This is a genomic window from Actinoplanes sp. NPDC048796 (assembly GCF_040650035.1).
Taxonomy (GTDB): Bacteria; Actinomycetota; Actinomycetes; order Mycobacteriales; family Micromonosporaceae; genus Actinoplanes.
The window spans coordinates 124,988-141,260 of the sequence record NZ_JBEZGO010000006.1 but is presented as its reverse complement, the minus strand read 5'-3'; the positions used below and the strand labels follow the sequence as shown (position 1 = coordinate 141,260).

17 protein-coding genes are annotated in these 16,273 nt (G+C 70.0%); 5 read left to right on the top strand and 12 right to left on the bottom strand.

Translation table 11 applies throughout. The features are described from left to right. Window positions 1-22 precede the first annotated feature (22 nt). The 12 genes from AB0C26_RS25090 to AB0C26_RS25035 form a co-directional block, all read right to left on the bottom strand. The gene (locus tag AB0C26_RS25090) at window positions 23-1,039 is read right to left on the bottom strand and encodes an ABC transporter permease (RefSeq protein ID WP_360252053.1); all 1,017 of its coding nucleotides are present in this window, start codon (window positions 1,037-1,039) and stop codon (window positions 23-25) included. Further along, window positions 1,036-2,574, bottom strand: coding sequence for a sugar ABC transporter ATP-binding protein (locus tag AB0C26_RS25085; protein WP_360252050.1), 1,539 nt, complete (start codon window positions 2,572-2,574; stop codon window positions 1,036-1,038). Before AB0C26_RS25085 ends, AB0C26_RS25090 begins: the two co-directional genes overlap by 4 nt. Then, complete coding sequence (locus AB0C26_RS25080; RefSeq protein WP_360252047.1) at window positions 2,571-3,815, bottom strand: ROK family transcriptional regulator; 1,245 nt, start codon at window positions 3,813-3,815, stop codon at window positions 2,571-2,573. Before AB0C26_RS25080 ends, AB0C26_RS25085 begins: the two co-directional genes overlap by 4 nt. Window positions 3,816-4,010: 195 nt before the next feature. Continuing rightward, window positions 4,011-5,171 (bottom strand): YihY/virulence factor BrkB family protein, encoded by a 1,161-nt coding sequence (locus AB0C26_RS25075; RefSeq protein WP_360252044.1) that lies wholly within the window; start codon window positions 5,169-5,171, stop codon window positions 4,011-4,013. A 151-nt stretch (window positions 5,172-5,322) separates the two neighbouring features. Further along, window positions 5,323-5,685, bottom strand: a complete 363-nt coding sequence (locus AB0C26_RS25070) for a hypothetical protein (RefSeq protein WP_360252041.1) — start codon at window positions 5,683-5,685, stop codon at window positions 5,323-5,325. Between the two features lie 215 nt (window positions 5,686-5,900). Continuing rightward, window positions 5,901-6,668, bottom strand: coding sequence for an ABC transporter permease (locus AB0C26_RS25065; RefSeq protein ID WP_360253135.1), 768 nt, complete (start codon window positions 6,666-6,668; stop codon window positions 5,901-5,903). A 31-nt stretch (window positions 6,669-6,699) separates the two neighbouring features. Then, window positions 6,700-7,449 (bottom strand): ABC transporter permease, encoded by a 750-nt coding sequence (locus tag AB0C26_RS25060; RefSeq protein WP_360252038.1) that lies wholly within the window; start codon window positions 7,447-7,449, stop codon window positions 6,700-6,702. Next, on the bottom strand, window positions 7,449-8,372 hold the full coding sequence (locus AB0C26_RS25055; protein WP_360252035.1) for an ABC transporter ATP-binding protein: 924 nt from the start codon (window positions 8,370-8,372) through the stop codon (window positions 7,449-7,451). The genes AB0C26_RS25060 and AB0C26_RS25055 overlap by 1 nt, the downstream gene beginning before the upstream one ends. Window positions 8,373-8,408: 36 nt before the next feature. Further along, window positions 8,409-8,963: a hypothetical protein gene (locus AB0C26_RS25050; RefSeq protein ID WP_360252032.1), complete on the bottom strand. Its 555-nt coding sequence runs from the start codon at window positions 8,961-8,963 to the stop codon at window positions 8,409-8,411. Then, window positions 8,960-10,822: a DNA primase gene (dnaG, locus tag AB0C26_RS25045; protein WP_360252029.1), complete on the bottom strand. Its 1,863-nt coding sequence runs from the start codon at window positions 10,820-10,822 to the stop codon at window positions 8,960-8,962. Before dnaG ends, AB0C26_RS25050 begins: the two co-directional genes overlap by 4 nt. Before the next feature lie 11 nt (window positions 10,823-10,833). Continuing rightward, a complete protein-coding gene (locus AB0C26_RS25040) occupies window positions 10,834-12,048 on the bottom strand; it encodes a deoxyguanosinetriphosphate triphosphohydrolase (protein ID WP_360252026.1) in 1,215 nt (404 codons plus the stop codon). A 10-nt stretch (window positions 12,049-12,058) separates the two neighbouring features. Beyond that, the gene (locus tag AB0C26_RS25035; RefSeq protein ID WP_360252023.1) at window positions 12,059-12,418 is read right to left on the bottom strand and encodes a VOC family protein; all 360 of its coding nucleotides are present in this window, start codon (window positions 12,416-12,418) and stop codon (window positions 12,059-12,061) included. Between the two features lie 264 nt (window positions 12,419-12,682). Between AB0C26_RS25035 and AB0C26_RS25030 the strand changes: the two genes are divergently transcribed. The 5 genes from AB0C26_RS25030 (at window position 12,683) to AB0C26_RS25010 (ending at window position 16,242) form a co-directional block, all read left to right on the top strand. Further along, window positions 12,683-13,030, top strand: coding sequence for a hypothetical protein (locus AB0C26_RS25030; RefSeq protein WP_360252020.1), 348 nt, complete (start codon window positions 12,683-12,685; stop codon window positions 13,028-13,030). A 19-nt stretch (window positions 13,031-13,049) separates the two neighbouring features. Further along, the gene (locus AB0C26_RS25025) at window positions 13,050-14,114 is read left to right on the top strand and encodes a DUF4388 domain-containing protein (RefSeq protein ID WP_360252017.1); all 1,065 of its coding nucleotides are present in this window, start codon (window positions 13,050-13,052) and stop codon (window positions 14,112-14,114) included. 36 nt (window positions 14,115-14,150) lie between these two features. Then, a complete protein-coding gene (locus AB0C26_RS25020) occupies window positions 14,151-14,636 on the top strand; it encodes a roadblock/LC7 domain-containing protein (RefSeq protein ID WP_360252014.1) in 486 nt (161 codons plus the stop codon). A 77-nt stretch (window positions 14,637-14,713) separates the two neighbouring features. Next, window positions 14,714-15,085: a hypothetical protein gene (locus AB0C26_RS25015; protein ID WP_360252011.1), complete on the top strand. Its 372-nt coding sequence runs from the start codon at window positions 14,714-14,716 to the stop codon at window positions 15,083-15,085. Window positions 15,086-15,165: 80 nt separating this feature from the next. Next, on the top strand, window positions 15,166-16,242 hold the full coding sequence (locus tag AB0C26_RS25010; protein ID WP_360252008.1) for a DUF2786 domain-containing protein: 1,077 nt from the start codon (window positions 15,166-15,168) through the stop codon (window positions 16,240-16,242). The last annotated feature ends 31 nt before the right edge of the window (window positions 16,243-16,273 follow it).

The window sequence follows — 16,273 nt, the reverse complement described above, 5'->3', positions numbered from 1 at the left end:
CGGAGACGGACCGGGCGAAAGATCAGCGCTTGAGGAGTTGCGTGACGGAGCGGAAGCGGAACTGCTGGATCAGGACGGCGAGCACGATGATCCCGCCCTTGACCATGTTCTGAACCTCGGTGGAGAGATTGTTGATCGCGAACAGGTTCGTGATCGTGGAGAACACCAGCACCCCGAAGAGGGCGCCGACGATGGTGCCGCGACCGCCGCTGAGCAGCGTGCCGCCGATGATCGCGGCGGCGATCGCGTCGAGCTCGTACAGGTTCGCCATGGCGGCCTGAGCACTGGTCGCCTGGGACGTCAACATGATGGCGGCGATGCCGCAGCACAGCCCCGACAGGGCGTACAGAAGAAGGGTGTGCCGTTTGACGTTGATGCCGGCCAGCCGGGCCGCCTCGGGGTTGCCGCCGACCGCGACCGTGCGGCGGCCGAAGGTGGTCCGGTTGAGCAGGACCCACCCGGCCGCCACGACCAGGGCCAGGATCCAGACCAGCATCGGGATGCCGAGGAGCTTGTTGGCGGCCAGGTCGTTGATGAACGTGTTGGCCGACACCTGGGTCTGCTTGCCGGAGATCTGGGCCGCGAGACCGCGGGCGGCGACCAGCATGGCCAGGGTCGCGATGAAGGGCACCAATTTGCCGTACGAGATGAGTACGCCGTTGACGAGCCCGACGCAGATGCCCACGACGAGCGCGGTGAAGATCATTCCCGCCGCGCCGTAGCTCTGTGTCGCCAGCGTGGTCGCCCACACCCCGGCCAGCGCGATGATCGCGCCGACCGAGAGGTCGATGCCGCCTCCGATGATCACGAAGGTCATGCCGACCGTGACCACGCCGATCGCCGACGCCTGCTGAAGGATCGTCAGGAAGTTGTTCTTCACCCAGGTCGGGTCGCTGTACAGGTCGGGCTTGGTGATGATGCCGACGACGATCAACAGGACCAGGACCCCGACCAGGCCGAGGTTGCGGATGACGTTGTCGTCGATGTGCCGGCGTTGCGCGCGTTTTTGCACCTCGGGAGGCGCAGTCTCGGTGATCATGCTGGCTCTCCCTCCATCAACGACCCCGCCATCACGAGGTCGAGCACAGTTTCCTCATCGATCTCGCCCGCCGGCGCCTCGCGGATCAGCCGGCCCTCGCGCATGACCAGCACGCGGTCGGACAGGCCCAGCACCTCGGGCACCTCGCTCGAGACGAGCAGTACGCCGACGCCGTTCTCGGCCAGTTTGTGGATGACCTGGTAGAGCTCGGCCCGGGCACCCACGTCGACGCCGCGGGTCGGCTCGTCGAGCAGCAGCAGCCGGGTGTCGCCGAGCAGCCACCGGCCCACGACGACCTTCTGCTGGTTGCCGCCGGACAGGGTGCGCACCGGGCGCGTCACGTCGCGGGGGCGCAGCTCCAGCGAGTCGGCCGTACGCTCGGCCGCCTTGCGCTCGCCGCCCGCGTCGGTGAAGCCGGCGCGGGCGAACCCGGAGAACGACGAGAGCGTCATGTTCTTGTAGATCGGCTCGTCGAGCAGCAGCGCCTGGCTCTTGCGCTCCTCGGGGGCCATTCCCATTCCCTTGCGTACGGCGGCGCCCAGCGTCCGGATGCGCTTGCCGTCCAAGGTGATCGTGCCGCTGTCGGGGCGGCGGGCGCCGTAGATGGTCTCCAGCAGCTCGGAGCGGCCCGAACCGACCAGGCCGGCGATGCCGACGATCTCGCCGGGGGCCACGGTCAGGCTCACGTCGGCGAACTCGTGCTCGCGAGTGAGGCCGTCGACGACGAGCAGCGGCGGCTTCTCCTCGAGCGTGCGGCGCGGCGGGAAGACGTACTCGATGGTCCGGCCCGTCATCTTGCTGACCAGGTCGCGGGTCGGTGTGGTGCGGGCCGGCAGGTTGGCCGCCGTCGTGCGGCCGTCCTTGAGCACCGTGACCCGGTCGCCGATCTCGCGGATCTCCTCGAGCCGGTGCGAGATGTAGATGACCGCGATGTTCTCGGCGGTGAGCTCCCGGATGATCCGGAAGAGGTTCTCCACCTCGTCATGAGCGAGCACGGCACTGGGCTCGTCCATGACGATCAGCTTGGCGTCGTGCGAGAGCGCGCGGGCCATGCTGACGATCTGTTTGCCGGCCGCGGGCAGGCTGCGCACGGCCTGCCGGGGCGGGATCTCCCCGTGCCCGAGCCGGGCCAAGATCTCTTTCGTCCGGGCCGCGGTGGAACGCCGTTTGGTGAAGCCGAGGCGGGTCTGCTCGTGACCCAGGAACGCGTTCTCGGCGACCGAGAGGTCGTCGACGAGGTCGAGCTCCTGATAGATGGTGGCGATGCCGGCGCGCATCGCGGCCTGCGGGGTGGCCGGGGCGAACGGTTCGCCCAGCCAGGTGATCTCGCCGCCGTCGGCGTGGTGGACGCCGGCCAGAGTTTTGATCAATGTGGACTTGCCGGCGCCGTTCTGCCCGAGCAGGCAGTGCACCTCGCCCGCCCGGACCTCTAGTTGCACGCCGTCGAGGGCGCGCACGCCGGGGAAGGTCTTAACCACATCGGTGAGTCGGAGGACGACGTCTTCGGAAGCTTCGCGTTGCGCGGGAATCGTCATGAGGCCTGCTCGAATGCCGTGTCGCTGGCCAGCACCGCGGCGCCGGTGACGCCGGCTCGGCTGCCCAGCTCGCTGAGGACGACGGGTAGGTTGCCGGTGGCCAGGGGCAGCGACCGGCGGTAGACCACACTGCGGATCTCGGCGAGCAGCACATGACCCAACTGGGCCAGGCCCCCGCCGATGACAATCATCGAAGGGTTGCTGAAGGACACCAGGGTGGCGAGGACCCCGCCGACGCGGCGGCCGCCCTCTCGTATCAAGCGGATGCAGGTGACGTCACCCTCGGCGGCGCCGTCGGCGACGTCGCGGGCAGTTATGGTGATGCGTTCCTCGAGGGCCTCGAAGCTCTCCGCACCCTCGGTCTCGGCGGCGCGCCGGGCGGCGGCCTGGTAGGCGGCGTAGCGCTCGGCCAGCGCCGGTGACTCGCCGGACCGGGCCGCGGCGAGCGCGTCGCGGGCCAGGGCGGCCCCGCTGAACAGCGCCTCGAGACAGCCGGTGTTGCCGCACGAGCAGACCGGCCCGCTCGGGTCGACCTGGATGTGCCCGATGTCGCCGGCGCAGCCGTCCACCCCGCGGTACACCGTGCCGCTGAGGTGGATGCCGCAGCCGATGCCCGTACCGATCTTGACGAAGAGGAAGTCGTCGACCGAGTGGGCGACACCGCCGTGGCGCTCGCCGATCGCCATGATGTTGACGTCGTTGTCGACCACGGCCGGGCAGCCGTGCTCCCGGGCCAGGAACTCGCGCACCGGGTACCGGTCCCAGCCCGGCATGATCGGCGGCGAGACGGGCACGCCGTCGCGGAAACTGACCGGGCCCGGCACGCCGATGCCGACCGCGTCGAGCCGGTCGAAGGCCCCGTCGGTGCGTGCTTTGGAGAGCAGTTCGCTCACCCGCTGCAGGATCACCCGCGGCCCCGAGCGGATGTCCGCCGCCTCTTGATAGAGCGCGACCGGCTCCAGCCGCCCATTGGTGACCTCGATGTCGATGGAGCTGGCGCCCAGGTCGACCGCCGCGAAGCGCAGCCGCGGGTGCAGCTCGACCAGGGTGGACCGGCGCCCGCCGCGGGAGGCGGCCATGCCCGCCTCGGCGATCAGACCGGCCGCGACCAGCCGCTCGACCTCGGCCAGCAGGCGCGGGCGGGTGAGCTCCAGACGGTCCCCCAGCTCGGCGCGGGACACAGGTCCCTCGTCGCGCAACAGGCGCAGAATGCGCAGGTGGGGAGCATCGGCCAGGTGCACGGAGACCTCCGGAGGCGGTTCACACCGCGGTAACCGTGCGGTGTTGTGCCCGTCACAGTAGGCCCGTTCCGCCTCAGGAGTCCATACCTTCTCGAAGATCATTCCTAACTTTTGTCTATATGAGCAAAAGTGGGCTCGCTCGGGGACGCGAAAAGCGCCGGGCTTTCCGGCCCGGCGCTCCGTTGGTTCGCAAGATCAGCTGGTGCTGAGACCCTGTTCGCTGCCCTTCTTGAGCTTGCGGTCGTCGCGCAGCTCGAGGAACGGCTCGTCCGACGGGTCGTGCCCGGCGGCGATGGCCCGGCCCCGCTCCAGCTCGGCGTCGAGCTCGGCGCCGAGCAGGATCGCGATGTTCGAGATCCAGAGCCAGACCAGGAAGGCGATGACACCGCCCAGGGCGCCGTAGGTCTTGTCGTAGTTGGCGAAGTTGCCCAGGTAGATCGCGAACGCGCCGGAGGCGACCAGCCACAGCACCACGGCGAAGATGCCACCCGGGCTGATCCAGCGGAAACCGCCGGTCTTGGCGTTCGGCGAGGCCCAGTAGAGGATGGCGAACATCAGGCTGACCAGAAGCACCAGCACCGGCCACTTGGCGATGTTCCAGGTCATCACGGCCGCGTCGCCCAGCCCGATCTTCTCGCCGACGACCCGCGACAGGTCACCGGTGAAGACCACGATGAAGGCCGAGACGATCAGCATCAGGCCGATGACGGCGGTGACGCCGACCCGGATCGGCAGGGTCTTCCAGATCGGCCGGCCCTCGGGCACGTCGTAGACGGCGTTGGACGCCCGCATGAAAGCGGCGATGTAGCCCGACGCCGACCAGAAGGCCAGGACGAGACCGAAGATCGCCGCGAAGCTGGCCGTGCCGCTGTCGCCGACCTGGTTGAGCACGGTGTTGACGAGATCCTTGATCTGCGTGTTGCCGCCCGAGATGTCGTCGATCGTCTGCGTCACGGTCGCCTTGCCGTCGCTGCTGAGCATGCCGAGGATCGACACCAGCACCACGGCCCCCGGGAAGATGGACAGCACCCCGTAGTAGGTCAGCGCGGCCGCCCAGTCGGAGATGTTGTCCTCGGAGAACTGCTTGATGGTGCGCTTGACCGCCGCGAAAAGGCCCTTGCCCTTGAGCTCGGCCGGGCTGTCCGGCCCGGCCTCCGGCGGCACGGCGCTGAGGTCGTTGTCCCGATCCTCACCCGTCCGCGTGGTCGCCACGTCGTAGTCGCGCGCGCCTTTACTGCGCGCCGACGCCGACTCCGCGTCGTCCCGGCCGGCCCGCGCGTTCGCGGCCTCCCCGTGCCCGTCCTTCACCGACGCGGCGGTCGCCTCATCCTCATCGTGCTTGTGAAAAAGCTTCATCGCCGTACCTCCAGGCGCGGGCATCGCTGTAGCGCACGGCCGCTTCGGCGCGACCTGCAACAGTGATGCCCGCCACCAGCCGGGCTTAACCACCTTCACCCGGTCGGAAGTTGCCCCGGCGCAACCAAACGGCCGCCCGGGGCACGCGACGTCAGTTGGCTCTGACGCCCTCGCCGCTGTAACACTGCTGCCAGCGTTCGCCGCTGTCCCAGTCCAGGGTTATACAGCCATGCGGCGCGAAATAGGTGGCGGTCGTATCGGTGGACATGATCGCCATGTCGTAAACAGTCCCGGTGCGGAGGGCCGCGCTACACCCCCGGAGCTGCTTGGGCGAATTCCACGTCGCGCTGCTGCTCCTGAAGGTTGCCCACCCCGTAACCGTGCAGGTGTCGGCGGTAGTGGCGCTTGGCCCGATCGTTACCCAGATCTTGTAGGTGAAATGCGCCTGAATAGGCGGCGCCTCTACATAATCCGCTCTGGTTTGCAGACACAGGTTGATCGCATCCACGGTCACCTGGGCGCCCCACTGTTTGCAATTCACCCCCCCCGTAGCGGGCCTGGGCCGGGGCGGCCATCGACGCCAGCCCGAGGAGAGCGACACAGAGAACAGTCAGAGCCCGTCTGACGGGTCGCCACAGCGATCGCCCAGCGGTATTGCGCATGCAACCTCCAAGATCCAGCCATCGCCCGCCGTAGCGTATCGATCACCGTGCGAATCCACAATGGATTCTACTGGCAGAGCTGGCGGGACATACGGCGGCCGGCCACAGTCAGGCCCGCGGCGAGCAGGGCCAGCAGGTAGAGGACGTCGAGGAGCTGGGGCCAGCCGGCGGTTCCGGTGCTCAGGGCGCGGATCAGGTGGACCGAGCGGTACAGCGGGGTGACCTCGACCAGCCAGCGCAACGCCGCCGGGTAGGCGGCGAGCGGAACGAACGTGCCGGAGAACAGGAACAGGGCGAACTGGCCCGAGGCGATCAGGTCGAAGTCCTGCCAGCTGCGGATCACGGTCGAGACGGCCATGCCCAGCCCGCCGAAGGCGAAGCCGACCAGGATCGTGGCCGGGAACATGAGCAGCGCGCGGGGCCCGGTGGTCAGATCGAGCGCCACCATGATCACCAGGAAGGCGGCCGAGTACAGCGCGCCGCGGACCATCGCCCACAGCAGCTCACCGAGCGCGATCTCGATCGGCCGGACCGGCGTGGCGAGGATCCCCTCGTACAGCCGCATGAACTTCATCTTCCCGAAGAAGTTGAAGGTGGTCTCGGACAGCGCCCCGGTCATCGCCGACGCGGCCAGCATGGCCGGCGCCACGAACGCCGCGTAGCCGACCACCTCGCCGCCGGGCAGCGTGATGTCGCCGATCAGGCCACCGACGCCCACCCCGATCGAGAAGAGATAAAGCACCGGTTCCAGGAAACCGGACACCATCACGATCCAGTAGGCCGAGCGCAGCGTGGCCACGTTCCGCTCGGTCACCGACAACGAGCGCCGGCCCATGCCGGGCGACAGGAGAAGCCGTGTCACCACGTCAGATCACCAGCCTTCGGCGGTAGCGGCGATGGGCCAGCCAGCAGCCGGCGGCGCACCAGGCGATCAGGTAGGCGGCGTGGACCAGGCCCAGCCACCCCGGGTTCAGGCCGAGGATGGCGTCGCGCGAGAGGTCCACGCCGTGCCAGAGCGGCAGCGCGTACGCGATCCAGCGCAACACCACCGGCAGCGACTCGACCGGGAAGAAGACACCGGAGAACAGCGACATCGGCAGCACCGCGAAACGCAGCAGGATCGCCAGGTAGCTGTCGCTGGTGATGGTCGCGGCATAGGCCGCCGTCGGCGCGGCCACCGACAGGCCGACGAGCACCGCCACGACCAGCGCCACCGGCGACCACCACGAGTGCAGCGTGCCGAAGGCCCCGGCGATCGCCAGGAACGCGGCGGCGCTGATCAGCACCCGGAACAGCATGAAGGCCAGATGGCCGCCGAGGATGTCGGTCACCCGCAGCGGCGCCGCCGCCTGCGCGAAGTACGTCTTCAGCCACTCGAAGGCGCTCAGCACCGGCCACGTCGACTCGCCGATCGCCGTCTGCATCGCGGTCGAGGCGATCAGGCCGGGCACGATCCAGTCGAGGTACGACACGCCCTCGACGCCGCCGGTCACGTACGACCCGACGCCCACCCCGAACCCGAGCATCGTCAACAGCGGCAGCACCAGCGACGACAGCGCGCTCCCCCGCCACGTACGCCGGTAGTTGACCAGGTGATATTCGAAGACGGCCAGCATCAGTCGACCAGCGTCCGGCCGGTGAGGTGCAGGAAGACGTCCTCCAGGCTGCTGCGGCGCACCAGCACGCTGGCCGGGCTCAGCGAGCGCCGGTTCACCTCCGCCACGGCCGCGTCGCCGTCGGCGACGTAGAGCAGGACCCGGTCGGGCAGCACCTCCAAGCGTTCACCGACGCCCTCGAGCTTGGACGCATAGGGCTCCTGGGACTCGGCGTTGAACCGGAGCTCGACCACCTCGCGCGTCGAATACTCCGAGATCAGCTCGCGCGGGGAACCCGACGCGGCGATCCGGCCGCCGTCCATCACCACCAGGCGGTCGCAGAGCTGCTCCGCCTCGTCCATGTAGTGGGTGGTCAGCACCAGCGTCACGCCCTGCTGCTTGAGCCGGAACAGCCGCTCCCACACCAGGTGGCGGGCCTGCGGGTCGAGGCCGGTGGTCGGCTCGTCGAGCAGCACGATCTCGGGCTCGTTGACCAGCGCCCGCGCGATCGTCAGCCGGCGTTTCATGCCGCCCGACAGCGGTTCCACCTTGCTGTCGGCCCGCTCACCGAGCTGGACGAACTCCAGCAACTCGTCGGCGCGGCGGCGGGCCGTCCGGCGCGGGATGCCGAAGAAACGGGCGTACGTCGTCAGGTTTTCCCGCACGGTCAGCTCGATGTCGAGGTTGTCGAGCTGGGGGCAGACGCCGAGCTTGGCCCGGATCCGCGGGCCGTCGCGCACCGGGTCGAGCCCGAGGATTTCGAGCACCCCGCCGGTCGGCGGCGACACACAGCCGATCATGCGCATGGTGGAGCTCTTGCCCGCACCGTTCGGGCCGAGGAAGCCGAAGGCCTCGCCCCGCCGCACGTCGACGTCGATGCCGTCGACCGCCGTGAAGTCGCCGAACCGCTTGACCAGACCACGCGCGCGAATGAGGGAAGTCACACCCTGGACCCTAGGGCGGGGGTACGACAGAAATCCTCACTCCGGGCCGGCCATGGCCTCCTGGGCGGCCGAGACCAAGGTGCCGGTCACGTCGATCACGGTGGCGTGCGAGGCCGGGGTGCCCGCGTCGTAGCGGACCGTCCACGACAGGCCGTCCCGCCCGCTCACCCGCCGCGCCACGATCCGCACGCCGCCGACCAGGAACGGCTTGTCGGGGCGGTTGGTCGACACCTGCACGGGGTGGTGATTGGTGTAGGCCACCGACTTCGACACGCGCATGCGTACCTGGTCGGGAACCTGGCCCGGGTCGAGCAGCAGGAAGGCCCGCACCGGCCCGTCGGCCATCACCGTGTAGCCGTCCCGCTCCTCGGCCACCTCGGCCGGGGTGATCCGCAGCTCACGGCCGGACCAGGCCGCCTTGTGGATCTCGTGCCAGCCCAGCCTCTCGCCCGGCGGCAGCCACAGGCCGTGGTTGGTGACCACCACCGCGTGCTCCGGCTCCACAGCGGCCCAGGCCACCACCCGTTCCTCGGCGTCCAGCGCCGGCTTGAGCGCCGCGGGAAGCGAGGGACGCCGCCGAAACAAGCTCACAATGCACCTGCCGCCTGGTCACGCAGGGCCCGCGCCTGCTGTTCGAGCGAGAAGAGCTCCCCCGCGAGAGCCAGGTACTCGTCCTTGTGCGCGACCGGGTTGAGCCGCTGCACCTTGGACTTGAGGTCCCGGATCCGGGTGGTCACATAGCCGACCTGCAACCGGGCCAGGGTGATCTGCACGTAGCGCGGGTCGACGACCCCGTCCACGCGCAACGGCTCCACCGCCAGCTCGGAGATCAGGCCCTGCCCGGCCAGGTCGTCGCAGCTGTCCCGGACCTTCTCGATCCAGACCACGCCGCCGGACGAGGCCGAGGACGCGCCGCCGGCCGCGGTCACCGCCGAACGGATCGCCGCGTAGACCGGATCGGCGTAGTTCTCGGCGCCCAGCGAGTCGAACATCGGGCCGGCCATCACCGGCTCCTGCAGGGCCAGCTTCAGCGACTCCCGCTCGACCAGCCGTTGCGGCGAGTCGGGGGCCGCCTTCATCCGGGGCGCGGGCTGATCCGAGGCGCCGCGCAGGGCCGAGTTCACCGCGCGCTGCACGGGCTCGAGGTCCATGCCGAGATCGGCCGCGAGCTTACGGGCGTACTCAGGCCTCATCTCCCGGTCTTTGATCTTGGCGACCAGAGGAGCCGCGCGGCGCATCGCCTCGACCCGGCCCTCGACCGTGTCCAGATCGAAGCGCCGGATCGTGTGCCGCAACGCGAAGTCGACCAGCGGCTCCCGCCCGGCGATCATGTCGCGCACCGCGAGATCGCCCCGGGCCAGGCGCAGCTCGCACGGGTCCATGTTGTCCGGGCTGACCGCGATGAACGTACGCCCGACGAACCGCTGATCCTCCTCGAACGCCCGCAGCGCCGCCTTCTGGCCGGCCGCGTCCCCGTCGAACGTGTAGATGATCTCGCCGACCACGCTGTCGCTGTCGAGCAGCAGCCGCCGCAGCACCCCGATGTGATCGACGCCGAACGACGTGCCGCAGGTGGCCACGGCGGTCGGCTCGCCGGCCTCGTGGCAGGCCATGACGTCGGTGTAGCCCTCGACGATCACCGCCCGGCCGCGCTTGGCCATCTCACGCTTGGCCTGGTCGATGCCGTAGAGCACGTGCGACTTCTTGTAGAGCGGCGTCTCGGGCGTGTTCAGGTATTTCGGCCCGTCGTCGGAATCGAACAGCTTCCGCGCGCCGAACCCGATCACGTCGCCGGACAGATCCTTGATCGGCCACAGCAGCCGCCCGCGGAACCGGTCGATCAGCGAACCGGACCGGGCCGGCTTGGTCAGGCCGGCCGTGTTCAGCTCCTCGGCGGTGAAGCCCTTCTGCCGCAGATGCTTGGCGAGCGAGTCCCAGGTGTCCGGCGCGAACCCACACCCGTACTTCTCGGCCGCGTCCCGCCCGAAGCCGCGCTGCGCGAGGAATTCCCGGGCCTTGCGCGCCCCCGGCGTGGAGAGCTGCCCCTGATAGAACTCGGCCGCCGCCACATGAGCCGCCAGCAGCCGCTGCTTCTGCCCGGCCTGCGGCCGCGGCCCGGACGGCCGCGAGTCGTCGGTCTCGTACCGCAGCTGGATGCCGGCCCGCCCGGCCAGCCGCTCGATCGACTCGATGAACGACAGGTGCTCCGCGTCCATCAGGAACTTGATGGCGTCGCCACCCTGCCCACACCCGTGGCAGTAGTAGACACCGCGAGCGGGCGCGACGGTGAACGACGGGGTCTTCTCGTCGTGGAAAGGGCACAGGCCCTTGAGGTTGCCGCCGCCGGCCGGGCGCAGTGTTACCGACTCGCTGATGATGTCCGCGATCGAGGTCCGGTCGCGGACCAGCGCGATGTCCTCGTCCTTGACCCTGCCCGCCACGGCATACATCCTGCCTCGCGTCAGGCGTGGGCCGCCACCAGGGTCCGGTGCCAGGCCACGGCGGCCGGATCGGTGAGCGACGCCACCTGGTCGATCACTACCCGCAACGCCGCCGCGTCACTGTCGGCTTGCTCATAGAGAGGGCGAAAGACCGGGTCAAGGGCTTGCGGCGTACGGGTCAGCGCCTGCACCAGCTCAATCAAGATCGTCCGTTGCTCCTCGTACCAGGACTCGGCGGCCCGGGCCCGCATCACGTACCGCAATGCCATGCCCTTCAGCAGCGCGCACTGATTACGCACCGTGCGCGGCACGATGAGGTCGGCGTCGTACCGGCGGACCTTGTCGACGCCGTACCGGCTCTGCGTGGCGCCGACCGCCGCGGCGACGAAGCGGCCGGTCAGGACGCTGGTCATCCGTTTGAGGGCGACCTGGGCCCGGTAGGTGCCGTCGTATCCGGCGACCTCGGTCACCACCGGGTCGGCCAGCAGCTCCTCGAGGGCGCCGGCCAGCTCGTCGGGGCTGTCGTCGGAGTAGGTGGCCGCGACGTCGGCGCAGAGCGCGGCCCGTTCGGCCGGGTCGGCCAGCAGGGGGCGCAGCGCCAGGTAGCCGCCGTGTACGCCGTCCTCGACGTCGTGCACGGAGTAGGCGACGTCGTCGGCCCAGTCCATGACCTGGGCCTCGAGGCAGCGCCGCTCGCCCAGCTCGGCCGGACGGGCCCAGTCGAAGACGGCGCGGTCGTCCTCGTACACCCCGAACTTCCGTCGTCCCGGCTCCCGCGGCCAGGGATATTTGCAGCTGGCGTCGAGCGACGCCCGGGTCAGGTTGAGGCCGGCGCCGGGCACCTTGGCCTCGAGCCGGGTCAGCACGCGCAGGGTCTGTGCGTTGCCCTCGAAGCCGCCGCACGGCTCGGCCACGGCGTGCAGGGCGTGTTCGCCGTTGTGCCCGAACGGCGGGTGGCCGAGGTCGTGGGCCAGGCCGGCGACGTCGACCACGTCGGGGTCGCAGCCGAGCCGTTCGCCCATCTCCCGGGAGATCTGCGCGACCTCCAGCGAGTGGGTCAGCCGGGTGCGCAGAAAGTCGTCGGAGCCGGCCGTGTGCACCTGGGTCTTGGCCGCGAGCCGGCGGAAGCCCGCGGAGTGCAGCACCCGCGCCCGGTCGCGCTGGAACGGGGTACGCCCGTAGCCGCTGTCCTTGGCCGGCTCAGCGACGAACCGCTGGGCGTCGAACGCCGTCATGTCCTCAAGATTAGTGGGGCCGCTTCGACGACAGGACGCAGAACTCGTTGCCCTCGGGGTCGGCCAGCACGACCCAGCTCACGTTGCTCTGGCCGATGTCGGCGTGCCGGGCGCCCATGTCGATCAGGCGCTCGACCTCGGCTTCCTGGTCGTCCGGGCGCAGATCGATGTGGAGACGGTTCTTGACCGTCTTGGCCTCGGGCACCGGCGTGAACAGCAGTCCGGGAAGCTGGTCGGGGCTCTTGCGGATCTCCACCTCGTCGGGCTGGTCGGTCACGATGACCCAGCCGCCGAGGGCTTCCGCCCACCACCGCGCCAGACGCCCGGCGTCCTGGGCGTCTACCACGATCTGCTCCCACTGCAACGCCATATGGCGCCTCCTTTATCGAAAAGTGGCGATCATGTTACGCGCACCCGGCGAGCGCCGCGAAGCCAACGACCATGACGCACACGGGGTGCGACTGGTCGCCGAGGGGTCGCCGGAGGATGGCCCACGGTGACGGCGTGAGACGTTCTGCCGCCACCGACCCGAGGGCTCGCCGGTGGCCGCGGCAACGAGGCACGGCCCGGCGGCGGCAGCAGCACAGCGCTGAGGAGAGAAGTGCCCGGCGTCGACCACTGTCTACAGGAGGCCATGGCGATTCCTGGCGCGGTCGGCGCCAGCATCGTCGACTACACCACGGGGTTCCCGGTCGCGACGACGGGAGCCGCACCCAACAACGACCACGAGGCCGCGGCGGCGGGCACCGCGGACGTCGTGCAGGCCGCGACGACCCGATCGCTCTACGTCTCGGCCCTTCCGCACGACCTGCTCGAAGACCTGATCATCACGACCGCCGGCGGTTATCACCTGTTGCGGCCGGTGCAGACCGACTTCGACAGCCGGCTCGTCCTCTACCTCTGGCTCGACCGGGTTCAGGGGAACCTCGCGGTGGCCCGCCGCCGCATGCAGACCCTCGCCGACGAACTCGTAGCTACGTAACGATGCAAAAGGGGAAAAGGTGACAACCTCGCGGACGGCCGCCCCGTCACGCCTGCTCACGCAGGTCACTGGCGAGCGGCAGACCGGCACCCTGGTGGTCGGTGGCCACCCGGGCGGCGCGGTCTACGTCCTCGAGGGGCGGGTCATCTACGCCGAGTCGCCGGCCGCGCCCGGCGTCGGCGAACTGCTCACGGCGTCCGGCCGACTGGCCGGCCGGACCTGGCAGAACGCGCTCGACCTGGGCACCTCCACCGCCCGGGTCGGCCGGCTGCTGGTCGAGCAGGGCCATCTCACCCAGGGCGAGCTGGAGCTGTGCGTGCTCGGGGCGACGTACGACGCGGCGTACTTCACCCTGTCGGCGCCGGAGGCGCCGATCGACTTCCTGCCGGGGGCGACCCACTGGCTCGGCCCGGTCGCCCACATCGACCCGGGTGCGATAACCCGGGAGGTACGCCGGCGGGTGCGCCTGCTCGACGAGATCTTCCCGGACGCGCGGGTGGACACGGCGCCGGTCATCCCGGTGTCGCGCCTGCCCCGCGAGCGGGTGGCGATCACCGCCCTGCAGTGGGAGCTGCTGGTCAACGCGGACGGTCAGCGCACGCCGGCCGACCTGGCCCTGCTGCTCGGCAAGGCCGGCTACGCGACGATCCAGGAGCTGCGCCGGATGGCCGCGCTGGGACTTCTGGAGCTTCCGGAGGTACGGCCGGTGGAGACGCCGGACCTGGTCCGGCTGCCCCGGGCGCGCGGCACCGCGGTCGACATCAAACGTCCCGTCGTCAAAGCGGACGAGGCGCCGACCGTGCCGGTGGTGAGCGGCACCCGGGCGGCGGTGCCCGTGCCGGAACCGCCGCCGCGCCCGATGGAACCACCGCCGCGCCCGGTGGAACCGCCGCCGCGCCCGATGGAACCGCCGCCGCCGGCGGAGCCGCCGCGCAACTCGCTCTCGCCGCCCCGCCTCGCCCGGCGCAAACCCGGGGCGAAGCTGCCCAAGGAAGTCGCCGGCGAACCGCCCCCACCGGTACATCCCGGCACCGATGAAGTCCTGCTCAAGCGCATCCGTACGGCATTGCGAGCCTTGCGGTGACACGCGCACCCCCGCTCGCAGAAAGAGAGGCCGAGGATGACGGTGGATCCGGCGGTGCTCGAAGAGCTCGACCGCCTGAGAGGCCGCGTGGCGGAGTTGTCCGGCAGCGTCCTGGCCTCCACCGACGGGCTGGTGATCGCGCACGACGCGCACGGCATCGAACCGGACAGCATCGCGGCGCTGGCCGCCGCCCACCTGGCGCTGGCCCGCCGGTTCGCGCACGCGGTGAACCACGGTGACCTGCGCGAGTCGGTGGTCGAATGCGATCGGGGCTACATCACCTCGTACACCGCCGGACCGACCGCCCTGCTCACGGTGGTCACCTCGGGCGACGCGAACCTGGCCATGGTGCATCTGGAGGCCCGGCGATGCGTACGGCGACTGGTCCGGATCTTGAAGTTGGAGACCAAGCCGCAGCAGCGCCCGGAGATTCCGCAGCAGGCCGGACCGGCGGCGCTGACCCGGCGCAGCCCCTTGTCCACCCTCACGACCAACGCTCGTCGTCGGCAGGCGGCGGGTTGAGAAACGCGGCATCCGCCGCGACCGAACGGCGCCGCCGGGTGGCGGCCCGCCATCCCACCGCAACGGAGGACCCATCCATGGGCGACATGGACACCGCACTCAAGGAAATCATGGAAATCGACGGCGCCTTCGGCGTCGCGCTGGTCGACCACACGAGCGGCATGGCCCTCGGCACGGTCGGCGGCGGCAAGGAGCTCGACCTGACGGTCGCCGCGGCCGGCAACACGGATGTGGTGCGGGCCAAGCTCCGGGCGATGGAGATGCTCAACATCACGGAGAAGATCGAGGACATCCTCATCACCCTGGATACGCAGTATCACCTGATCCGGCCGTTGACGAGCCGGGCCGGCAAGGGGCTGTTCCTGTACGTGGCCCTGCGCCGTGACCGCTCGAACCTGGCCATGGCCCGGCATCAGCTCAAGCGCATCGAGAGTGACCTCGACGTCTGAGTTTTGCCTGGTATCACCGCGTGTCACTTCGGGGAGGGCCGATCACGGCCCTCCCCGTCGTCGTGGGTACCGTCGTCGGTGTGTCAGTGGAGGACGTCGTCCGTGAGGTGGTCAGCGGGGCGATCGGGTACGAGGCGGGTCTCGACGCGCTGACCGTGGCGCCGGCGGGCGAGGTGGACGCGGCCCTTCGCGGGGCGCTGAACGACGCCTTCGACCGTCTTTTCCGGGGCGGATGGCAGCCGGCCGAGCTGTACCGGGTCGTCGCCCGCCTGGGCGATCCGGTCAAAGCGGGCATGGTCGCCACGGCCGCCCTCGCCTACGCGGCCCGATTCTCCGAGGTCGATCCGCGCTGGACGGCGCAGGCGTCGTCGCTGCCCGAGGCCGGCCGCCGGCCCGATCGGATCACCCTGCTGGACGCGTCGATCGGCCTGCTCACCTCGCTGCGGCAACTGCCGTCGATCGAGGTGCTGATCCCGCCGCCGGGCACCGTGGCCGACCTGTCGCACAAATCAGACAACAGGATGCTTGATCGGGTACGGGCGTTGCTGGCCAAGGCGGAGGCGACGGACTTCCCGGCCGAGGCGGAGGCGTACTCGGCCAAGGCGCAGGAGCTGATCGCCCGGCACAGCATCGAGGAGGCGCTGACCACGGCCGGGCGCGCCGAAGTGGTGCCGTTCGCGCGGCGCATCGGGGTCGACCATCCGTACGAAAGCGAAAAAGCCTCCCTGCTGGACGCGGTGGCGCGGGCCAACCACTGCCACACGGTGTGGTCGCCCGAGCTCGGCTTCTCCACGATCTTCGGCTACGACGCCGACATCGACGGCGTCGAACTGCTCTACACGTCCCTGCTGGTGCAGGCCAACCGGGCGATGGCCCGCGACGAGCCGGCCAAGGGCAAGGCCCGGATCAAGGCGTTCCGCCGCAGCTTCCTGGTGGCGTACGCGATCCGCATCGGCGAGCGCCTCTCGCAGGCCACCCGGCACGAGATCGAACAGCACAGCGACCTGCTGCCGGTGCTGCGCAACCGGGACATCCAGGTTCGCGAGGTGATGCGAAAGGCGTTCCCGCGTACGGTCCGGGCCCGCGGCAGCCGCATCGACAGCCTCGAAGGCTGGGAGTCCGGTCGCGCCGCCGCCGACGAGGCCGAATTGCGTTGACGGGTGGGGCAGACTGAGGTCATGCATCCGG